Consider the following 19,827-nt stretch of genomic DNA (forward strand, 5'->3'; position numbering starts at 1 on the left):
ACAGATACATATGACGAAGCTGTTGGAGGTCCTGGTAGAAGAGCAGCACGCAAAATTATTTCAATTGATACAAATGAAGAGGCGGTTTCCCGCCTCTTTTCAATTTCCCTTACATACTTTATAAGGGTGTCTTCAAAAAAGTATTCTTCACTGTCAAATTTACGTAATCATTCATCTTCCGTTTGATGCTCTTCATGTAGCGCAAAGGTCGGGCCATCAAAGTAGCGAGGCCAGAAGTATTTAGGGTCTATCGGTATTTGATAGGTAATATACTTCCCTTTATTATTTGTATCGATATGTAAATGGGGTCCAGTAGTATCTGTACCTGTATTACCAGATACCACAATTTCTTTTCCTCTACTGCCAATTAAAATCGTCATATGGATTTATGCCTATGCGTAAGTAGTTCCGTTCCCCGTACTGACAACGGCTGATATTGCGAGAGCTAGACTAAGAAAAGGGTGGTAATTTACTTGTACAAAAAGTTAAGAGTATTCTTGTTGCTTTCTGTCGTTACAATAGCTGGATGTACTACTAATAACAATGCGTTATCCATGCAAGCAAGTCCCCAGCTTCAATTTGTCGACTATAATAAAAAGCTAGAAATTCTTGATCGATTAGAGAACCACGACACTACCTTAAGTCGAATGACGGAAATACTAACAATTGAATGGCATCATTTATTTACACAAAAGAATGAAGAGGATCTATGGAATACGTATTTTTATCTCACTTGGAATTTACGTCGAGACGAAAAAGAACGAGTAAAGAAAGAATTAACTACAACCCATAAAGAACTCGCAACATACTTGGAAATGCAGAAGAAAGGCATTCTTCCCGCAAAGGAAGTACATGTAAAAAATATTATGGCTGAAAGAAACACCGATAATGACGGTTATCTCGTAAAAGCATGTTACCTTCTCACACTAAATGACGGCTCATTGAAAGAGATTTGGGTAGAACTTAATGCAGACGACAATATGGAAACTATTAATCCTCGTTTCAACACTATAGCTACTGGTGAAAATCTACCTGAGCCTAAAAATGAACAAGAGGAATTACGTCGTGAATTTATTTTTAGGGCACTTGACTACAATGTGATTAAAAAAATGACTTATGATGAAATTTTAGAAATGATCGACATGAAATCGGTAGATAAGTATTAAAGGCATTATAGTTTGATTTTCCCGGTTTCCTTCAGTAATTTAACGAAAAGAACAAGGGAATAAGTAATGATTAGCATCGAACTGCCCAATCCCGTTAGGCTACTATAAATTAACTCGTCTACTCTTGTTTCCATTTCTAATGATGATTCTAGGCTGGTTGACCACCAACCAAATATAATGATTTGAACAAAAGTATTGATGATCACGCATGATTCTTTCTGTACCAAATGAGATTTGTTACCAATTTTATAGCGTTTCCGTTTTTGTGTAAATTTTTTCCTTTTAAAAAATACTTACTTATACTACTTCAATATAGAATATAGCAAATAAAGCAGAGAACCCGCCTAGACATTTTGCCTGGCGGGAGCTTCCGCAATCCAACCTCCACATCCTGTTGGGATCAACGATTTAGTTGATCATGCCGTTTTCCGGAGTGACGGTAAAATCATAGAAAACCCCTGTTTTATTGATCGATGCCGTAACGGTCGGTTTTCCCTTTTTCGTAAAGGTATACTCGTTGTATTTCGTTGAAACATTGTATCCTGTCAAATCCATATGAAATATTTTCTTCACCATTGGATTTGCGGCAGCAATCGCTTTTTCTTTCGTATAGAACGGTTTGGCAAAAACTTTTGGAATATCTTCGTCCGAAACATAGTTGCTATCTCTGAAATCATTGTGGTTGATTGCTGAAACAACTTTCCCTGTTTTCGCCCCGATAAAGACACCATATGTACGGTCACGATCCATAAAGCTCCACACCTGATCCAGGTGATAGTCCGAATTTTTTAGGAGCGAGACCTCAGGGAGCAATGCTGATGCTTTTCCGTTTGATAGTGTCTTCATTGCCTTTTGCGCTGTATCGACCACCTTGGGGTTAATTTTTTGGCTTGTATATTTTATCGAAACAACGCTGATCTTCCCTGTTGTCGCGTCGATGGATGCCGTTACATTCTCCCCCTTAAACACCCAACTGTTTTCTACATCCGAGCTGATTCGATCTACCTGATCAATTCTAAAAGCCTGTGTGTCATCCATGCTTTTCAACGTGCTCATGATCGTATTTTGCAAATCTGTTGCCACTTCGCTGAACTTGAAGTTAACATGTACAGATACGACCGTTCCCTCTTTTTTGGTAACCAGAACCTCGCCTCTTTTGTCTTTGGCTGAGATCGCCCAGCAATCGGCGTTCATCCCTGTAATCTCATCCAACTCGATCGGCAGACTGCCCGCCTCCTTCTGCATGGCTTGTTTGGCAGCCTCTACGACATTTTTGTCCAATTGTGCAAGTTTCTTCATTGGTTCTGGCGCCAATTGCGTCTGAGTGTCTGCATAAGCTGGTGCTGGCATACTCGCAAATGGAACTGCTGCTGACAACAACACTGTCATCATACTAACGGCAAAAAACGTTTGTTTTTTCATTTCGTTGACTTCCCTTCTATTTTCAGATCACTTATTTGATCCAACTGGAGGGATTTCGTGACAATGAATTTCGTCTTTTTGCAGTTAAGTGACAAAAACACCCTTCACAGTTTCCGTTGAAGAATGTACTCCCATCTCCTATATTACAGTACCCCTTAAGATACGCATGAGTTCAACTTGTTCGTTCGGGCATTCGCCTAATCTTGCTCAATAATCATAGATAAATAATCTTGTATCATTGTTTCCTCATCAAGATTGGGACCTTTTTATTACTGATATAAGTACTGCTCCTTTACTATTATCACTATCAATTAATCCGGAAGTAGCAAAGGATAAACGAAAAGTCTTTCTAGCTTGTCTATACCTATTAGTAGGCGATGCTGTGGGAATAGTAAAAGATAGAACACACCTTGAGGAAGTCCGACTTTTTGTAGAGCAAGCTTTATCCAATCGAAATTACTACATCGAACAATGGGTTTCTCGATCGTTTCAACTCATTCAAAACCCAGAACTTTTTGATTACAAAAAATGGTGTGATGGGATTGATATCTTTTCTTTCTGGGAAGATTAGGCTTTCCTATATTCCAGCTTGGGATGAAGCCCCATTGGAGGTTTGACAAGAAGTCATTCAAAAATATCCAGACATGTCTTTTTGGGTTGCTCAAAATAAATCGGTACCTGTTGAGATTCTAAGCATTCTTGCCAGCGATCCCGATTTTTTTGTTCGACAACGTATTGCTTATAACAAGAAAGCTACTTTTAAAGCTCTACAAATACTGAGTCATGATAATAACGATGAACTAAGAACTCATGCTCTGAAACGAATTTCCGAAGACCGATACCGTTAACAAATCGTGTGGTTTGTTAATCAAATCCGAATATTGTAAAATATTTTAAAAACTAAGTGGTGATAATCCAAATGAACAAATTCGAAAAAGGAATTGTTTATTTCTTTAGCTTTATTTTCTTTCCTATCGGACTAATCGTATGGATCGCTTCATTTTTCAACCAAAATCAGCAATTTAAAAGTGTAGGAAGAACAGCTTTATATATTGCTGCTGCTTCCCTTTGCATCCAGATTCTAATAGGAGTCTTAAATTTTGTTGTGTACACTAACATTACTCTCAAATGAGAATGACTTGGAATCCAGTCTTATAATGCTGAAGATTGGACTGGGTATTAAGACAAAGACACACCATCACCATCTACACGTTACCGAAATTCAAATGTTTCCGTTGACTACGATGGCATTTTATATTCTCGACAATATCGCCTTTTTTCAGGCTGTTCAGCGCCTCGGTTCGCATTGTAAGCCCAATGAAAACAAAGAAAGAGACGGATAATCACCGCCTCTTTTCCCCCAATCAATCCCAAGCAAACCTCTGCTCTTTCCAGGGATCACCGTACATATACTTATGTAACCATTAAGTGATTATTAAACAATCAAACCCGTCTCTTCGATACAGGGACGGGTTGTCATTTGACATTGGGTTATCTAATTTCTGCGGCTATTCCCTAGCTTGTTGCTTTAATTTCATTTCTTTTTCATCAGAGATATTAAAAGCCTTTTTAAAATTTGGTACTGTTTGATCTTCCAACGGTTGTGAATTAATCCACTTCATAAATTCTTCTTCCCCTACATAATTTATAAGGGTGTCTTCAAAAAAGTATTCTGCACTGTCAAATTTACGTAATAATTCATCTTCCGTATAATGCTCTTCGGTTTGATGCTCTTCGTGTGGCGCAAAGGTCGGGCCATCAAAGTAGTGAGGCCAGAAGTATTTAGGGTCTATTGTATTTGAATAGGTAATATCCTTCCCGTCATACTCCCCATCATTATTTATATCGATATGCAAATGAGGACCAGTAGTATCTGTACCAGTATTTCCTGATACCGCAATTTCTTCTCCTTTCTTCACAGAATCACCCGTAGATACAGATTTGGATTTTAAATGAAGAAACCTAATTACTAGTTTAGTATTCGTGTCAGGGTCCTTGTCTCTTGTTTCAATTGCCACATAATTGCCTGCACTTGTCCAATAACCTGCACTTAATACGGTTCCTTTTTGTGGACTGTATACAGGCTCTTTATTTACTGCAATATCCATTCCTTTATGACTTTTAGAATATCCCCTGCTTAATTCACTATCAGTAGTAACCCAACTCCAGTTAAAATCGTCGTATGGATTTATCCCTTCTGCGTAAGCTGTTCCATTGCCAGCACTAACTACAGTTGATACCGCGAGAGCTAACCCAAGAATACCCACCTTTAACCTTTTCATACTTTAGTTTCCATTCCCTTCAATATATGGTATATTATTACTGTTATGATTATATTAATCATTCAAATAATCGTCAATCAATTTAGATATTAATTTTGTTAAAAGGTGGGAATTTACATGTACAAAAAGTTAAAAGTATTCTTGTTGCTTTCTGTCGTTTCAATAGCTGGCTGTACTACTAGTAACAATGCGTCATCCATGCAAGCAAGTCCCCAGCCTCAATCTGTAGACTATAATAAAAAGCTAGAGATTCTTGATCGATTAGAGAACCACGACACTACCTTAAGTCGAATGACAGAAATACTAACGATTGAATGGCATCATTTATTTACACAAAAGAATGAAGAGGATTTATGGAATACATATTTTTATCTCACTTGGAATTTACGTCCTGACGAAAAGGAACTAGTAAAGAAAGAATTATCTACAAACCATAAAGAGCTCGCAACATACTTGGAAATGCAGAAAAAAGGCATCCTTCCCGCAAAGGAAGTACATGTAAAGAATATTATGGCTGAAAGAAACCCCAATAATGACGGTTATCTCGTAAAAGCAGGTTACCTTCTCACACTAAATGACGGCTCATCGAAAGAGATTTGGGTCGAACTTAATGCAGACGACAATATGGAAACTTTTAATCCTCGTTTCAACACTATAGCTACTGGTGAAAATCTTCCTGAGCCTAAAAATGAACAAGAGAGATTACGTCGTGACTTTATACTTAGAGCACTTGACTATAATGTGATTAAAAAAATGACTTATGATGAAATTTTAGAGATGATCGACATGAAATCGGTCGATACAAAGTAAACCTATGTAAGCTTACTGCTTAAAAGTGAAATTAAGTTTCCTTCTGGAATCCCGGTCGAGAAAAGTATTTGTTTCGTGCACCCGCAGATTCCTGATCGAAAAAACATTCACAGTAAAAAACCCGTCTCCTCAAAATAGGGACGGGTTTGCTATTTCTTGAATGCATTCTGGCATGTCTTTTTTTGGGCTTCCGACCATTGGAGCTACGGGATATGCCCTCATCTGGTCATGGTCATATGGCACGAGCAACGATTGTAACAAGTCAGTATAGAACTTTTCGCGATCTAACCATATTCCCTCGTCTTCCTGTCTCAGTATCACAGGCATCCGGTCATGAATTAGCCCTACAATCTCGTTTGGGCGTGTTGTGATGATCGTACAGGTATGCAACTTCTCGCCTGCTGGACTCATCCAGGTATCAAACAAGCCCGCGAACGAAAACGGCTCTCCGTTTTTCATCATTTATCAAGACTAAATTAAAATAGTTTATTAATTTTCAATACCTTAAACGTTGGATACATGTATTTCAAGATAAAATTCGAACTTCTAAAAAGAATAGGCTCCTGACGGAGCCTACCTGATTATTGCACATACGCACCTGTTACTTTAAGTATATTCCTGAATATTCGGCATCTATTGTTCGGGTAAAACCGAGTAAAAAAGATCATAGACTGGGAGTTGTTCCGTTCTAGAACAATTCATCGTCAAAATATCATAGTTGTCATTCAATTGTAGAAGGAATATGCAAATCACTGTGGGCTAGACTTTTTGAACGCATCACTTTCTTCTTGGGATTCTCTTGCCGCGGACGACTCTCATCGGCCGCATCATATCATAATCTTCGTGCTCCAGAATATGACAGTGCCAAGCAAATAAGCCCGTAAAGGGAACGAACCTGGCAATGATTTTGGTCACTTGCCCAGGGTTCGCCCTGACAACGTCTTTCCATCCCCGTTCGTTGGGCGCAGGAGGGATGGCCTTGCCCGTGTAGCGAATTTTATTGGTCTTGTTGTAAAAATTCACATCGAACGGCCTGCGGCTGAGCACCTGAAATTTCACCAGATGCAGATGCATCGGATGCGTGTTCGTACCGGGGTTGACGAAGTTCCATACCTCAATGGAACCGAGAACAGGCTTCTCCGTCACCGGAGCCTCAAAGCCTCTGTTATTCAGCATCTGAACGTCTCTTCCGTATTTGTCCGGGGCAGAGCTTAGTTTCATCCATCGTACCCGGCGTGCCTTAGCAGGCGACAGTCGAGGGATTTTGTTTAATTTTTGGGGGATGCGGCTCTTATCGGGAGACGACAGGTGACGGCCTACCCGGAATTGCATGATTTTTCCCGTCGTTTTAGGGTCCGGCAATGATCCTCCTGGAAAAGGCGCCCGCGCATGATTGGTTAGCACGATATTCTGCCCTTTATGCTTCGAAAAATCAATAATCACATCCGCCCGTTCACCTATGCCGAGAGTGATCTGGTTTACCCGTACCGGTTTGGACAGCAAGCCTTGATCCGACCCAATTTGAATAAAAGATTGTCCGGAACTAAGCTTCATTTGATAAAAGCGGGAATTCGAGCCGTTAATGATTCGGAAGCGATATTTTCTTGGTTCCACATTCAAAAATGGCCATACGGTCCCGTTGACCATAATGGTGTTACCAAAGAAAATCGGAACAATGGAAGGGTTGACTCCTTTTACTGGTGGAGTTGTATTGCTGGGGTAAAACAGCTGCCCATTCTTCTTGAATGACCTATCCTGTATGATGAGTGGGATATCGAACTTTCCTTTCGGAAGCGGAAGAGACGCTTCGTGAGCATCTGTCAGTAGGTAGGCTCCGGATAAGCCGGCATACAGATTCAATCGAGTAATGGCCAAGGCGTGGTCGTGATAGAACAAAGTGGCTGCGTTTTGAGAATTCGGGTAAGCGTATACCTTGCGTCTGAACTGGGGGCCGACTACTTTGAAGTCGCGGCTGAACCAAGCCGTAGGATATCCGTCGCTCCCTTGACGGGCAACGGTGCCGTGAAGATGAGTGACGGTACGGACCTCGGGGACGTTAGGACCGGCTCCCGGAATCGTTTTGTCGACGGGCAGCAGATGCTTGAGCGGTAGCTTATTGATCCATTCGACGTGAACCCGCTCGTTTTTGCGGGCGCGGATGGTCGGCCCCGGAGATCTCCCGTTATATCCCCACACGGTAGTAAGCGGCAGATCGCGGTGCAACCTTTGCTTAAATTGGGCCATTTTTACTTGATAAAAGGTTCCTTTCGTGCCGCGACGAATCGGTTTTAGAGTCGGCGGGATAGCCAGCGGTGTTACAAATTTTTTAAGAGGCAACGCGTATTCCTCCTATTTACGATTAGTAACAGGGACAAGGCACTTGCCTTTCGACCGCTGTATTACAGTCTAATGCTTAATAGGAGGAAAGCGCACCGTACAGCAGTCTAACACTCTGCCTAAATTGATCATAGATTTGCTTTTGCTTGGTAATCGTATACCCGATTAGATAGGCAGCGGCTGACGTATTGCTGTACACCAGTCGTTTTTTGCATTGGGAAACGAAGGCACAATAAAAGCAGCGGCAGTCTAAGACTTTATTCTTAAGTCCTAATGTGGCGCTGCTTCATTTTTAATTAAATTTTCTCATATATCGTTCCAAAATGAATTTTTAAATGCTCTTTTAGATTTTTGTTTTCTTTTGTTAAATCCTCAACTTTTTTTCTAAGAATGGTTATGAGAACATCCTTTGATTCCTCACTCGTATTTCTTTTTACAAATCGCGGAGAGGGTAATCCTTCCTGTTCTATTCGATGCCGAAGCCCGCTGCTTGGCGTCGTATAGATAAATGTTCAGCCGCACCTGACATTCAGCTTTTAAATGTTCCACATTGTAAATACATTCTTCTCGACGACCTTTAACCGTAACAAGAACCAAGTACAAAAATCCGTCGGTTGTCTTCTGAACATGAATTTTTCCGCCAAGCCTCCCAAACTGACTCCGGTATTCATGGTGTTTCCGCTCTGCCCACATCGATACTGTATCGAACATCGGGCGGTATGACATTTTGAGCTGATCCTGATTAAGATTTTCTGCATCAAAGGCGATAGCCTTAAAAAGCATGCCATACAATATCGTTTTATCGTTTCGTGCAGTATCTCTCGCCATTGGTCAGGTTGAATCATTGTCTAATACACCCGCTCTACCTGTAGCATTTTTTCAATGGGCACCCACCATACACCATCAACCCGAACAAGCTTGATTTTGTTTTCGATTCGGTCGATATCTTTGACCACGCCCCATTCCCTACGGATGCAGACCTCAAGCCAACTGACGTTGATTGCAAAGTCTTTTCGCACAGAGTCATAAATGATGACGTTCATTTCAGCCAAGACGTCTGAATCAACCGGTGGTAACGGAGTCATGACTTCCTCGTAGTGATTCTCATAAAGCAAACTCATTTGTAATCTCCTCCACCAATCCAGCCTCTATCAGATCCCGGAGAATGTCAGGGGTACAACAAGGACTCACTCCTGTGTGGATTTTGCTTATGGCTTTGAGATGTTTGGGGGTTAAAACGGGGACAGCTTGGAGTTGGCCATCAATCACTGCTTTAATTGTCTCCACGTTAATCGCCCTCTCACGAACATTCGTTCCTATTATATGCGAACACAAAGGACACGTGCAAATAAAAAAATCCCATCAATAAATTTGAGGGATTTTTTTATTGGGAGCACAATATAAATTTATTAACAGAAAATCTAACTGAACTAAGTATTAGTGTTATTTAATTCGTGAATACTGCTTTCTAATATATACCGAACTTTGAAATCCCAAGGAGTGATAATGTGAGGTTAATATTTAAAACAAACGATGCAAACTTTGATATTTGGAGAAAATATTTAATTTCCAGTAATACAAAGTATAAGATAAAAAGATTTAAAAATTTATCAGTCATAAAACTTCAATCTTCTTGAAATATTTTTTTGTCTAGGATTGAACAAATAGGTATATAATCCTTTAGATTAGTTGTGTAGAAGTCTGCATTAATTGGAGCTTCAACTCCAATAACAGCATCGCCTATATACCAACAATTTCGTCCGAATGTTACCATTTTACCTTCTAGCATCTTAGAAAGGTTATCTTTCAGTTTGCTTCCTTCTAGTTCGTTAAGATTACTTATTTCTTGAAATTGCATTTCATTTGATAGCATGTATTTATCTATATCGCAATTTGGTTTGGGTTTCTGTTTACAACCTAAATCCAAAAACCATCTGTTCCCGTCTTTAACTGGTTGTCCATTTGCACGGATACACCCGCAATCGTTTACTATTTCATCTATATCTTCGATAAATAACTCATCCATAGAATCTTCAATCAACATATCTAGCCGTTCAAGTAACTCCTCCTTATTAAATTCAACCTTTTTTGCTAAATAAACAAAAACTTTAATAACCCTATCAAATTGTCTGGTACTTCTTAAAATCCTACTTAAACGAGTCAAAGCATCAAATACAGTCTCTTCTTCTATAACTAAGTTATAAAAAGCAATGCTATTTCGCAAAAAGTTGTTCTTTAATTCCCCAATAACATAGGCAGATGTAATTAACCTTTTTCCTTTTAATTTTTCTCTTATCTCCACTTGTCTTCTCGAACTTTGAAAATGTCTATCAGCATTTATCGTCGATTCCAGGAATATGGTATTCATAATCTTCTCCTACGTCACCCACAATCCAGCTTATGCCGCTTTTTCTTAATCGCTTATCAACTTGGAGAAAGTCGAACTTAGTACAGTCACCTTGAAATAATATTTGAAATGAAAATACTAATGCATCCAAATGATTTGCTTCTAGATCTTCAGCTCTAGCCTTATGTATCGCGTCATGTATTGCAATACAAACACGCCTCTCATACTTGTACAAATCTTTGTTTAATGCATTTTTTAATAACAGCACATTATCTTTGACCATACCCAAATATTGTATTCTATCAATGATGTCATCAAATGATTCAGTTAAAAGAGTTAAATATTTTTTAAGCTTATTAAATATGTCTGCATGTTTAAAATGCCATAGACCAGTCTCTGTAGTTTCTTCCGCAAAATAATGTTTTTGTCTATTTTGTTCTGCTTTATACAAGATTTTTACCATGTCATATATTTCTTGCTGTTGCGTAAGTGGATCCATTTGAGAAAAGAATGAGGGCAATTTTTTGATTTTATTCATTAGCCAACACATCCTTTAATCTGGTCAATTCTTTGAGCAGATAGTCAATATCTTGTTTAGTCAAAGTATAAACTTTTGCTTCTTTATCTTCATTCACAAAGGGGAAAACTGCACTAAATGGTAACCCTGCTTCAGAACCAATTTCTTTAATAACTAGAGTCGCATATTTAAGCTTTTCAATCTCTCCTTCATAACTATCGAATGTTTTTTCATTAATTTCCCAAGTAATTTGGCTGATTAGTTTATTTTTTGATGTAGACTTGATCAGAAAGGCAGCTCTAATTTGATCATCAATTAAAATATCTTCCACTAATTTTATCTTTTCACTTAGAATTTCATTCCCATTTTCCGCATCTTCTTCCTCATCTTCATCATCGGAAGTTTCAATTAAGAAATGCTTGAGAAAATCAATATTATCACTGAGGATAGCTATAATAATTTTATTAAGTTCTCGATTTAGAAACTCAATAAAATCTCCATAATCTACTTCCTCTTTAAGAAGTATTTCTTTTAACTCTTTTGAATCGGACTTGAATCTCATTGAATTTTCATTTATTATCCGTGGAGCAATAACATCTTTTTCTATAAGTTGTTTGCCGATTTCGCAATATTTTTTAAAATTACTTAGTGATATCATCTTCAAACACATCCTTCGTTTATATGCGATAGTTAAGCGAATCTGTAATTGCGTACTTATATTCTGTTAGTGATTAGGAAGAATTTACTATTTCTTATATCTTGAAATATATCTATTGAATGGACATTTGACAAGCGAACATATGCACTTTCAATAAAAAACATCACGCCTCTAACGGAGGCGGACTTACTCTCTGCATTTCATATACAGTCATATTAAGAATAGACAACTCGTTCCTAATCCTACCGAATACAAAAACATCTGGTAGAACACTTTATCATCTAGTTTTTCTTAATTCCCTATAAAATGGAAAATTCCTCCATGGAGTACTCCGAAGGAATTCTAATTACTCAATATTGAAATCATGGGCTTTAATCATCATCTACTATACTGATATATAAATATAAAAAAGAGTGAAGTAACCCGAAGGGCAACTTCACTCTTTTTGGATTATTATTCAATTTCTCGGAAGTAGTCATAAAATCCAGCCACAATCGCGAATGCTGCACGCTCAACTTCCTCATCGTCATCATACCAGGATTGGTTGATCTTTCCGGTTTCGATTAGTGCTTTTGCTCCAGCAACCTTTGTATCTCTCAATATTGCAAGGTCAGCTTCCCCATACCCTGTGTTAGCCATAAAGGTTCCATACTTTCTTGCAAGATTTTGAGCCAAAATCTTAGATGCTTTTCCTTTCTCGGGATAAAGTACACCAACTCGACTGACCACCCGCTCTCTATTCACATGAACACTAAGCAATACATCAATACCCTTACCGGCGAATTTCTTATTGATGTATTTTACTCGCTCATTGATATCTTCGTCCAGACTCTCTCCACCAAAATCCTTATCACGAGTACGCGTCATATAAACTGTTGCACCTTCTTCTTCAAGCAGGCTTTCAAGAACTTTACTAATCTTCAGAGTAACATCTTTTTCTTGTCGACCTTTATATGTCTTACCTGGATGATCGCCGCCATGTCCTGGGTCAATAAGAATCTTTTTACCTTTTAAATCCATTGTAATTCCACCTTTAAATTTGGTAAGGTATTCTGGCCAGAATTTCCTTTCAATATAGAAAGTGAAAAATCTGGTCAAAAATACAACCCTATCGGAACAAAATATGAGAATAAAAAAACATCCCATATCACATAAGCGTGAATTGGGATGTACATTTGGTATTGTATTTTCAAAAAATGGGGTAGGCAAACATAAGTATTACATTCACGATTTTTTGTTAATTTGGTTATAATACTCAGTTATTTTCTTTTGAAGTGATTCAACCTTACTGAAGTCTTTTATATTTAATTCAGCCGATCCGCCTTCATCGTTACTTTTATCATAGTAAGTTTGATAAATGACATCAATTAATTCTTTCATCATGCTCTTTATTTCAACTAACTCTTGAATTTGCTCTTTACTAAGATCCATTTTTGTATGGCTCTTTTCAAGATGGGCAAAGATATCTTGGAATCTGCTTGTGATTGTTTGTAAATAATCGTTACCTACAATACTGTCAGCAACTATTGAATATGCCTTTACTTCTACAAGTTTATCTTCAATATTACTTACACTTTCCCTGTTAAATGTTTCATTGCTAAACTTACTTTCAATTTCTTGGTAAGTAGTTACGAGGAGAAACAAATTATGTCCTGCTAGAGATTTTACCCTTAACTCTATCCTCTCCTTTTCAAGCTGAGCACTATATGCATATCCAGCCAAGAATAAAATAATTATAGTAATTAATCCTATCGTAATTTTTTTAATCATGGGATGCTCCTTATAGTTTTTATAAAGTATACATCCTTTGTATTATACCAAAATTTGTATAAAATTTGAAAGGACTTTTGGCCTCTTCTTCCCATAGCCTAATTTTCTTATTTTTATAAATCCTAAAGAGGTCCAGGATGACCAATAAATCAGTTACTTTTTTTCGGAAGATTATATGATTTGACAGCTTTTATCATTCGAAATATTATCTCTTGATGTATGTCTTCACGTACACCTATATCCGTGAATTTCAACGACTTCCGAATCTTTGGCTCAAATCTTTCTATGATCTCTACCATTGCACTCTCATCATTATTTTGTGCTCGCTTTACCAGTGTTAACAGGGTCATTTAATCCGCCTCCCTCTAACTGTTTTCTGAGTTTCAGTAACGCTCGTTTCTTTGCTTTAGAAACGGCTTGTTGGCTGATGCCTGACAGCCTCGCAACCTCTACCTCTTTGAGATTCCTCAAATATAGAAGTTTAAGTATCTCCTGTTCCTTTTCTGTGAGACTTTGAACAGCATCCAAAATTCGTTTGTTAGCTAATACATCTCCCCACTCAGACTTGTCCTCCTGCTCACTTTTTTCAGTGTCGCTAACAAGGCTATCTACCACCTTTTCAATTTCGTCTGTAGGCTGGCATACCTTGCCTATCTTTTGATTACGAACAGCCAACTCGATAGCTGTAAAACGAATGAGTGACGAAATAAATTTAGTCAATTGGACCTCAGCGCAAAACTCCTGAAGTCTACTTTCCAATTCATCACTCCTCTGCGAGTCGCCCGGTGAAGCAAGCACTCGTTCGTATAGGAGTTGATTGTCTGTTTGAGCTAGAAATGCATCCAGCAACTTCTGATTAGCTACGTCTGTAAGTTTGATCACGAAATGCCTCCTCCTAAAAAGAGATCATACGTTCGTATTTTCGGTAAAAAAAATAGACGTGCCATAATCACACTGACACGTCCCGAACCACTCTATCCATTTTACTAAACACTTCAGTTTGTTTGCTTAATAATCCTGTAGTGTAAACTTTTGTAAGTATGTGTAATTTCGAATACTCATGCCTTTACACTTGAAAAAATTAATCCAAAAAAATAAAAATCCCCCACCCTATTAAGGTCGAGAGGATGACATCAGTTGATCAAAGATACTAACGATTTGGAGTTGCAGGTCTTCGCTTAATCCAATGGCAGCTCCTATAATGCCAAGAACGTCAGTCAGAATAAACAGCATGCTTTTTTTGTTGTTTTTCAGCCTTTTTATTCTGTAACACAACCTCTCAGTTTCACAGTTTGGGTTTTCCCATCCCACTCAGCTTGCAGAAAAAGCGCGGCAGCTATCTCACGAGCAGGAGCATATGCCGATCCCAAAATGAGCTTTTCGTTTAGGTCTTTGCCGTTAACAAGAACATCCTTCGTCTGTTCAATCCACTCCACCTTCCCACCGGCAGCATTGGCTACCGCACGGACTGGCAACATAGAAACACCATCCTGCAAAAAGCCAGTTACCGCGAGTAAAGTACCATTCAGACTGATAGCAACCGGAATCTGCTTGGGCTCATCCACTTTACCCACAGCTTTTTGCAAGAATTGTGAGTAATTTGTTCGGAATGTACCCATCGGGAATGCAGGGCAGTTTTTCGATGCATAGCCGGGGTACTCCTGGTGACCAAGCACCTGCTTCATGGTAGGAATCTGTAGCTGCATGTGCTGGATCAGGCAATTCGCCGCATCGAGCTGTGCTGCGGTTGGTTGCTGTGTCCGGAAGTCTCCAACAAGGCAAATGCCTAGCGCATGTCTGTTGCTGTTTCCCACATGGTAGGAGATTGTCTCTGGATCGTTGCACCAATAGATTACGCCGTCTTTTTGAATCACAAAATGATAGGCAATGCCCGGCCATCCGTTAGTGCTGACGTGATACCGTGCGAATGCCTCCGGTGATCCGCTCAATGTAGCTGAATGATGCATGGCTGCCGATCGGATGTCAGTCAGCTTGCGCCGCCCATACCTTAGTGTTTTGTGGCGTGGTAAAGAAGCACGAACGTCTACCACGCGCGCACCTTGAATAGTCATATTCATTTTTATTTCTGCTCCTTTCTTGCAGCTCGCTCTGCTTTCGCTTTGATTTCTGATCCGACCAAATTAACAATCGATTTTGGAACAGGCCAGCCAGCTCGGTGAGCATTTGCTGTGAGGCTGTTCCATGTATGATAGAGTAGACCGAATGTGACGCCATAAAACAGAAAGCCGGGTGTACCCATCACCCGATCTAGCATGTTAGCAACGGCTGGCAATGCTAAAAGAAACAACGAACGCGGGATTCGGGATAGCCCGTATTCAGACGTATAGGACCCATCCTTTTTAGCTGCTGATATGCCCGTGATCCAATCGAGTGAAATCATAAGAAAAAGCACGATTAAAATATCGAACCGCCCTGTTCCATAGAGGTACTGGAAAATCGGGGTAAGAAACACTCCTGCGGTTACTGCAATTCCGTTTGCTGGGGTCACTACGTTATCCAGGCTTTGAAAAAACTTCATCAGCTCATCTTCCTCCTCACCCCCCTCGGGGCAAAAGTAAAAGGAGCCGCTTAGCAGCTCCCCCAAAAACTCTATTCGTTTTACAACCCACAACTGTCCAGCCATTCGCTCATTGTCACTGTATCGATGTCATCTCGCCGGGAATATGCGTAATCAACAACCTCTTGGAAGTTGCTTACGTTATACTCGATGCTGGACGTGGCTTCGCCGCTAACGATCTTGTGGAACATGAACAAACACACGCCCCCTACCTTTGCTGCATCATCAATGTGCCCTTTTAGTGTGGCGGGTGTAATCATATGCTCCACATTTCGAATCTTGATCGTCCGTTTATCCGGTGGCGGTGTGGTCGCCGTATCCTCTTGGACAGTGCGGCCCGCTCTGCGAGATTGCATAACTTGCAACACCCTTGCATCATACGCCCCGTATGGGTACGCCAAGATATTTGATGCTTTCGTAAAGCCATTTGCATTCAGCCAATCCTCGGCGTCCCCGATCTCTTTTTCGATGGCTGCTATATCTTTCAGGTCTTTCAAAGTCGCATGGTTCATGGTGTGGTTGGCCATGTCCCATCCGTAGGTGTACATCTCTTTTAGCTGTGGCAACGTACAATAGCCAGACCACCCGACATGCGACGGAATGACAGCAATGACACCTGGGAGATTGTATTTTCCCATATACCGAAATGCTTCGGTGTATTGAGAAGACCATCCATCATCGAACATAAAAATGATCTTCCCTCGTTGCGACTCATCACGAACAAGCGAGTCAAAAATGATCGATGCTGTCGTATTCTCGTTGGACTTCACACGGATTTGCATAGAAACGATATCCCGGGTCAGACTTGCAGCTCCAACGGGCTCCAGCTTGCTGATATCGATGATATGTTCATTCCAACCCAGCGCCATTCGCCATCCTCGCACGGTGTAGCCCAAAAATTCGGCATAGCCAGTATCATGAGCCAAATAGAGCTGGAACTCATAGAAGTCAGTCAACTTGTCTACATAAAATCTAATTTTTAAGGTCTTTGCACCTGTTAAATTTAAGAGGATATTTCGGCGTGCGGCAATCGATGTACCTGTAGAGGTGACTTGTAACCTTCCGTTGATAAATGACACAGTGCCTCCACCGTATGCCTTTAGCCATGCGGTTGTATCGCTAAACGGCTCAACGAGACGGCCTTTTTTATAATCTCTGACTTGGGCCAGAATCAAGTCTTTGCTTTTCTTATCTGTCGGCTTAGCCCACCCCATTCTCTCCACCCTCTTTTTGAGCATTTATCAGCTTCACATTCTCTTCTCGAAGGGCTTCCAGCTCTTTTCTTAGAGCCTCTTCCTGCTTTCGCTCTTCCTCTCCGGCTGGCGTGTATACCCAATCGCCCAGCAACCCGTCTTGATTTCTTTGTCGATACATCATGCTTTGATCGCCCCCGATAAACTTGTTGCCGCCGCTGTTGAGTTTGCGTCCTTACTGGACAACGTCAATTTCAAATGGAGTTGAGCGTTACCAGTGGCATACGTTCCGATAAACTCTGTTTCCACGATCCCTGTGATAACAGGGGCAGTCGTTTTTGTCATGGCCTTATAGGATTCGGCAGCGCCAGCCGAAACGATAGAAAGAGCTCCATCCACATTCAAATCTCCTGTTTCATGTTGGAACCAAGCTAGGACTTCTTTGGCTGTCGTGGATTGGGGAGATAGCTTGTAGCGTGCATGGGCTGTTTTGAGGCGTGTTTTTGTCACCGAACGGGTCAAGGAAAACGTGAGGACTGTTGTTGCTCCTAATGAGTCTGCTGCTGTTATGACGAGACTGTTCGCTCCGGCAACCATCTGCTTTGGTGTAACGGTGATCGACCACGCGCCACCGCTGATTGATATGGGTACATCTGCACCACCGTTCAGCCGATACTTCATGTTTACACTTTGGCCGTCTGGATCGGACACCGTCCCTGTGATTGTAATGGGGGAATCATCCGACAAATTATCATTGTTCGCCACAAATGAGTGTGTAAGAGTTGGCGGACGATTCAGCATAACGGTAAACGTACGTTCTGCAATGATCGAGGTTCCGCCCTTACCGTCCTCTGACCACACTTCTAGTAAATGGGTTGCTCCCTCATCCAGTAGCCCAGAAACGGCTGTCGTACCGTCCTTCAATGCTCCACCTGTAAATGTCAATGTCTTGTTAAAGGCTAACGGATTTACGCCATCCGCTGATGCTTGCAGGATACGATAGGGAGTGCCTTTGTTAACACGTACATAGACGGATACGATATCACCAGGATCAGTGTCCAATGTGGTGCCCGTGACCGCATAAGTATTACCCACGGACAACTTGACCCCGCTTGCTGGAGCAGTAAGCGTGAGCGTCTGACCAAAGTTGTCCTCATACGTAACGGTTACGGTATAAGCGTAGTAGTAGGTATAGGATACCGAAGATGGTCCATACACTGTGCCGGAATAGCTTTGGGAGTAGTTGTATTTACGCGTATCAGGCTTGGACACCGTACCCGAATAGGTGCCTGTTGCAGACGCTCCATATGTTTTTTCTCCGTCTCCCTCGTCATTTAAAAGTTGACATTTTCCCGCCGATGCCCCGGTGCGTTGCAAAGTGCCAGTGTATCCTTCTCCGTCTGAATAAGGTATGGAGGATGGTAACGCCGACAATGCGCCGCTTTGCGCTCCGCTACAAGACCCGCCATAGTCGTACCAAGAATCGCGAGAAGCTGATACTGTTTTTTGACCAGGAGGGCTACCGCTGACTACATAGGGAGTTGATCCGCCTGATTTAGACAAGGTCCCGCTATAAGTTCCATCGTTGTAACTGATCGAAGACTGAAAACTATCTGTACTGCTTGTACGAGTCTCCGATACGGTTTTTGTGTTAGGGGTACTGGATGTGGTATATCGAGTATAGGAGCCATCGCTGACATTGACCGTCACTTCGCTGCCATTGACAGAGTGTGTAACTTTGCCCGTATTGACCGCAACTGACACAACACGCTTTAGATTTGGAATAGTTATCTTTTGTGACCGGCTTTGCGATGTAGACTCAGGTATGCTCACAACGGTTGATTTACTAGCCATCTAACCGCCTCCTTTCTTACGTTACGGCTATTCTCACGCTATAGGTATCAATCGACCCTCGCCTCATACGTTTTGCCACCGTATCAATCTCCACGGTTGACCTTGCAAGGATGGAATTGGAAGAATAAGTTGCTGTGGGAGCCGCGTTTAATGTAATGACTTGGGTCAACGCATTAATTGCGGTGATAATACGCTCCTCCTGATTGTTGACAGAGGCTAACGTCACCTCTTGCCCAACTGCAAATCCTGTCACCGATGCAACGGTAACATGCGTATCAGAAATCGACTGGATGGTTGTTCTCGTCCTATCCAAGGAAATGACCGCATCCTGGATGCCATCAAAGGTATCGACGAAAATCCCGTTATTTCCGGCGGTCCTGTCACCTGTCGTGATCTTGGCGTGCAAATGGAGAATTCGATTTTCCATTTTGATTACGATGTCGTCGATACCCTTAATGCCTTCCTCAATGTGATTCAATCTTCGTGCGGTAATTCTGGTTCCTTCCTGGATTGTTTCTCCACTTTCTGTGACCAGCCGATCTTCCCAATACTGCCGCTCATAACCCATCAGGTTCTAACCTCCACCTTGAATGTAATCTCAAAAAGCAGTAGGACACCTGTTCCAGCAGACGTGATTTTGATATCTGATGTCATTAGTGCGACACCCTCTATATCAGCTAAATATGCTTCTGTTATCGTTCCTGCTGCATTTGCTTCGTCCAGATATGCATACACTTGAATCGAATTTCTTTGCTCGCCTGTGACGTGTTTAGTTTCTACGATAGGAATCATTTGTTTTACACCATTAACGGTAACAATTGCATTACTGAATTTGGCACTTATTCGGTCTCGTATATACGCCCAAAGTGCCGGCTCTATTTTGACTGCCATTT

At 40.9% G+C, this 19,827-nt stretch carries 23 protein-coding genes; 3 read left to right on the plus strand and 20 right to left on the minus strand.

All coding sequences use genetic code 11. The annotated features are described in order from the left end of the window. On the plus strand, window positions 1-186 hold a 186-nt coding region (locus tag HP401_RS29705; protein ID WP_217366247.1), incomplete at its 5' end, for a hypothetical protein. A gap of 287 nt (window positions 187-473) precedes the next feature. After that, a complete protein-coding gene (locus HP401_RS27385; RefSeq protein ID WP_173607314.1) occupies window positions 474-1,166 on the plus strand; it encodes a hypothetical protein in 693 nt (230 codons plus the stop codon). Between the two features lie 408 nt (window positions 1,167-1,574). On the opposite strand, the gene HP401_RS27390 is transcribed toward HP401_RS27385, so the two are convergent. Then, window positions 1,575-2,588 (minus strand): hypothetical protein, encoded by a 1,014-nt coding sequence (locus tag HP401_RS27390; protein WP_173607315.1) that lies wholly within the window; start codon window positions 2,586-2,588, stop codon window positions 1,575-1,577. A gap of 1,508 nt (window positions 2,589-4,096) precedes the next feature. Next, a complete protein-coding gene (locus HP401_RS27395) occupies window positions 4,097-4,870 on the minus strand; it encodes a M23 family metallopeptidase (RefSeq protein WP_016741618.1) in 774 nt (257 codons plus the stop codon). A gap of 117 nt (window positions 4,871-4,987) precedes the next feature. Here HP401_RS27395 and HP401_RS27400 point away from each other — a divergent pair, with 117 nt between their 5' ends. Next, a complete protein-coding gene (locus HP401_RS27400; protein WP_016741617.1) occupies window positions 4,988-5,680 on the plus strand; it encodes a hypothetical protein in 693 nt (230 codons plus the stop codon). Between the two features lie 129 nt (window positions 5,681-5,809). Here the strand turns inward: HP401_RS27400 and HP401_RS27405 are convergent, their stop codons facing one another. The 18 genes from HP401_RS27405 to HP401_RS27490 all read right to left on the minus strand — a co-directional run bounded on the left by HP401_RS27405 (window position 5,810) and on the right by HP401_RS27490 (window position 19,825). Further along, window positions 5,810-6,142: an SOS response-associated peptidase gene (locus HP401_RS27405; protein WP_309145167.1), complete on the minus strand. Its 333-nt coding sequence runs from the start codon at window positions 6,140-6,142 to the stop codon at window positions 5,810-5,812. A 315-nt stretch (window positions 6,143-6,457) separates the two neighbouring features. After that, window positions 6,458-8,017, minus strand: coding sequence for a multicopper oxidase family protein (locus tag HP401_RS27410; RefSeq protein ID WP_173607316.1), 1,560 nt, complete (start codon window positions 8,015-8,017; stop codon window positions 6,458-6,460). A gap of 417 nt (window positions 8,018-8,434) precedes the next feature. Next, window positions 8,435-8,845, minus strand: a complete 411-nt coding sequence (locus HP401_RS27415; RefSeq protein WP_483862077.1) for a YhjD family protein — start codon at window positions 8,843-8,845, stop codon at window positions 8,435-8,437. A 20-nt stretch (window positions 8,846-8,865) separates the two neighbouring features. Beyond that, on the minus strand, window positions 8,866-9,138 hold the full coding sequence (locus HP401_RS27420; RefSeq protein ID WP_173607318.1) for a hypothetical protein: 273 nt from the start codon (window positions 9,136-9,138) through the stop codon (window positions 8,866-8,868). A gap of 503 nt (window positions 9,139-9,641) precedes the next feature. Continuing rightward, window positions 9,642-10,385 (minus strand): hypothetical protein, encoded by a 744-nt coding sequence (locus HP401_RS27425; protein ID WP_173607319.1) that lies wholly within the window; start codon window positions 10,383-10,385, stop codon window positions 9,642-9,644. Further along, window positions 10,348-10,902 carry a hypothetical protein gene (locus HP401_RS27430; RefSeq protein WP_173607320.1) on the minus strand — a complete coding sequence of 185 codons (555 nt, stop codon included), beginning with the start codon at window positions 10,900-10,902 and terminating at the stop codon, window positions 10,348-10,350. Before HP401_RS27430 ends, HP401_RS27425 begins: the two co-directional genes overlap by 38 nt. Then, on the minus strand, window positions 10,895-11,539 hold the full coding sequence (locus HP401_RS27435; protein WP_173607321.1) for a hypothetical protein: 645 nt from the start codon (window positions 11,537-11,539) through the stop codon (window positions 10,895-10,897). The genes HP401_RS27430 and HP401_RS27435 overlap by 8 nt, the downstream gene beginning before the upstream one ends. Window positions 11,540-11,992: 453 nt before the next feature. Further along, window positions 11,993-12,559, minus strand: a complete 567-nt coding sequence (locus tag HP401_RS27440) for an N-acetylmuramoyl-L-alanine amidase family protein (protein ID WP_173607322.1) — start codon at window positions 12,557-12,559, stop codon at window positions 11,993-11,995. 204 nt (window positions 12,560-12,763) lie between these two features. Next, window positions 12,764-13,309 (minus strand): hypothetical protein, encoded by a 546-nt coding sequence (locus HP401_RS27445; RefSeq protein ID WP_173607323.1) that lies wholly within the window; start codon window positions 13,307-13,309, stop codon window positions 12,764-12,766. A 149-nt stretch (window positions 13,310-13,458) separates the two neighbouring features. Then, window positions 13,459-13,659 (minus strand): helix-turn-helix domain-containing protein, encoded by a 201-nt coding sequence (locus tag HP401_RS27450; protein ID WP_173607324.1) that lies wholly within the window; start codon window positions 13,657-13,659, stop codon window positions 13,459-13,461. Beyond that, on the minus strand, window positions 13,622-14,191 hold the full coding sequence (locus tag HP401_RS27455; protein WP_173607325.1) for a sigma-70 family RNA polymerase sigma factor: 570 nt from the start codon (window positions 14,189-14,191) through the stop codon (window positions 13,622-13,624). Before HP401_RS27455 ends, HP401_RS27450 begins: the two co-directional genes overlap by 38 nt. 377 nt (window positions 14,192-14,568) lie before the next feature. Continuing rightward, the gene (locus tag HP401_RS27460) at window positions 14,569-15,387 is read right to left on the minus strand and encodes an N-acetylmuramoyl-L-alanine amidase (RefSeq protein ID WP_173607326.1); all 819 of its coding nucleotides are present in this window, start codon (window positions 15,385-15,387) and stop codon (window positions 14,569-14,571) included. A 2-nt stretch (window positions 15,388-15,389) separates the two neighbouring features. Beyond that, window positions 15,390-15,848 carry a phage holin family protein gene (locus HP401_RS27465; RefSeq protein ID WP_173607327.1) on the minus strand — a complete coding sequence of 153 codons (459 nt, stop codon included), beginning with the start codon at window positions 15,846-15,848 and terminating at the stop codon, window positions 15,390-15,392. Between the two features lie 80 nt (window positions 15,849-15,928). Then, complete coding sequence (locus HP401_RS27470; protein ID WP_173607328.1) at window positions 15,929-17,101, minus strand: polysaccharide deacetylase family protein; 1,173 nt, start codon at window positions 17,099-17,101, stop codon at window positions 15,929-15,931. Continuing rightward, entirely contained in the window at window positions 17,088-17,264 is a 177-nt protein-coding gene (locus HP401_RS27475) for a hypothetical protein (protein ID WP_173607329.1), read from the minus strand. The genes HP401_RS27470 and HP401_RS27475 overlap by 14 nt, the downstream gene beginning before the upstream one ends. Then, window positions 17,261-18,934 carry a hypothetical protein gene (locus HP401_RS27480; RefSeq protein WP_173607330.1) on the minus strand — a complete coding sequence of 558 codons (1,674 nt, stop codon included), beginning with the start codon at window positions 18,932-18,934 and terminating at the stop codon, window positions 17,261-17,263. Before HP401_RS27480 ends, HP401_RS27475 begins: the two co-directional genes overlap by 4 nt. 16 nt (window positions 18,935-18,950) lie before the next feature. After that, on the minus strand, window positions 18,951-19,502 hold the full coding sequence (locus tag HP401_RS27485) for a hypothetical protein (RefSeq protein ID WP_173607331.1): 552 nt from the start codon (window positions 19,500-19,502) through the stop codon (window positions 18,951-18,953). Next, window positions 19,502-19,825, minus strand: coding sequence for a hypothetical protein (locus HP401_RS27490; RefSeq protein WP_173607332.1), 324 nt, complete (start codon window positions 19,823-19,825; stop codon window positions 19,502-19,504). The genes HP401_RS27485 and HP401_RS27490 overlap by 1 nt, the downstream gene beginning before the upstream one ends. Window positions 19,826-19,827: the final 2 nt, after the last annotated feature.

This window comes from Brevibacillus sp. HB2.2 (genome assembly GCF_013284275.1).
Classification (GTDB): domain Bacteria; phylum Bacillota; class Bacilli; order Brevibacillales; family Brevibacillaceae; genus Brevibacillus; species Brevibacillus brevis_D.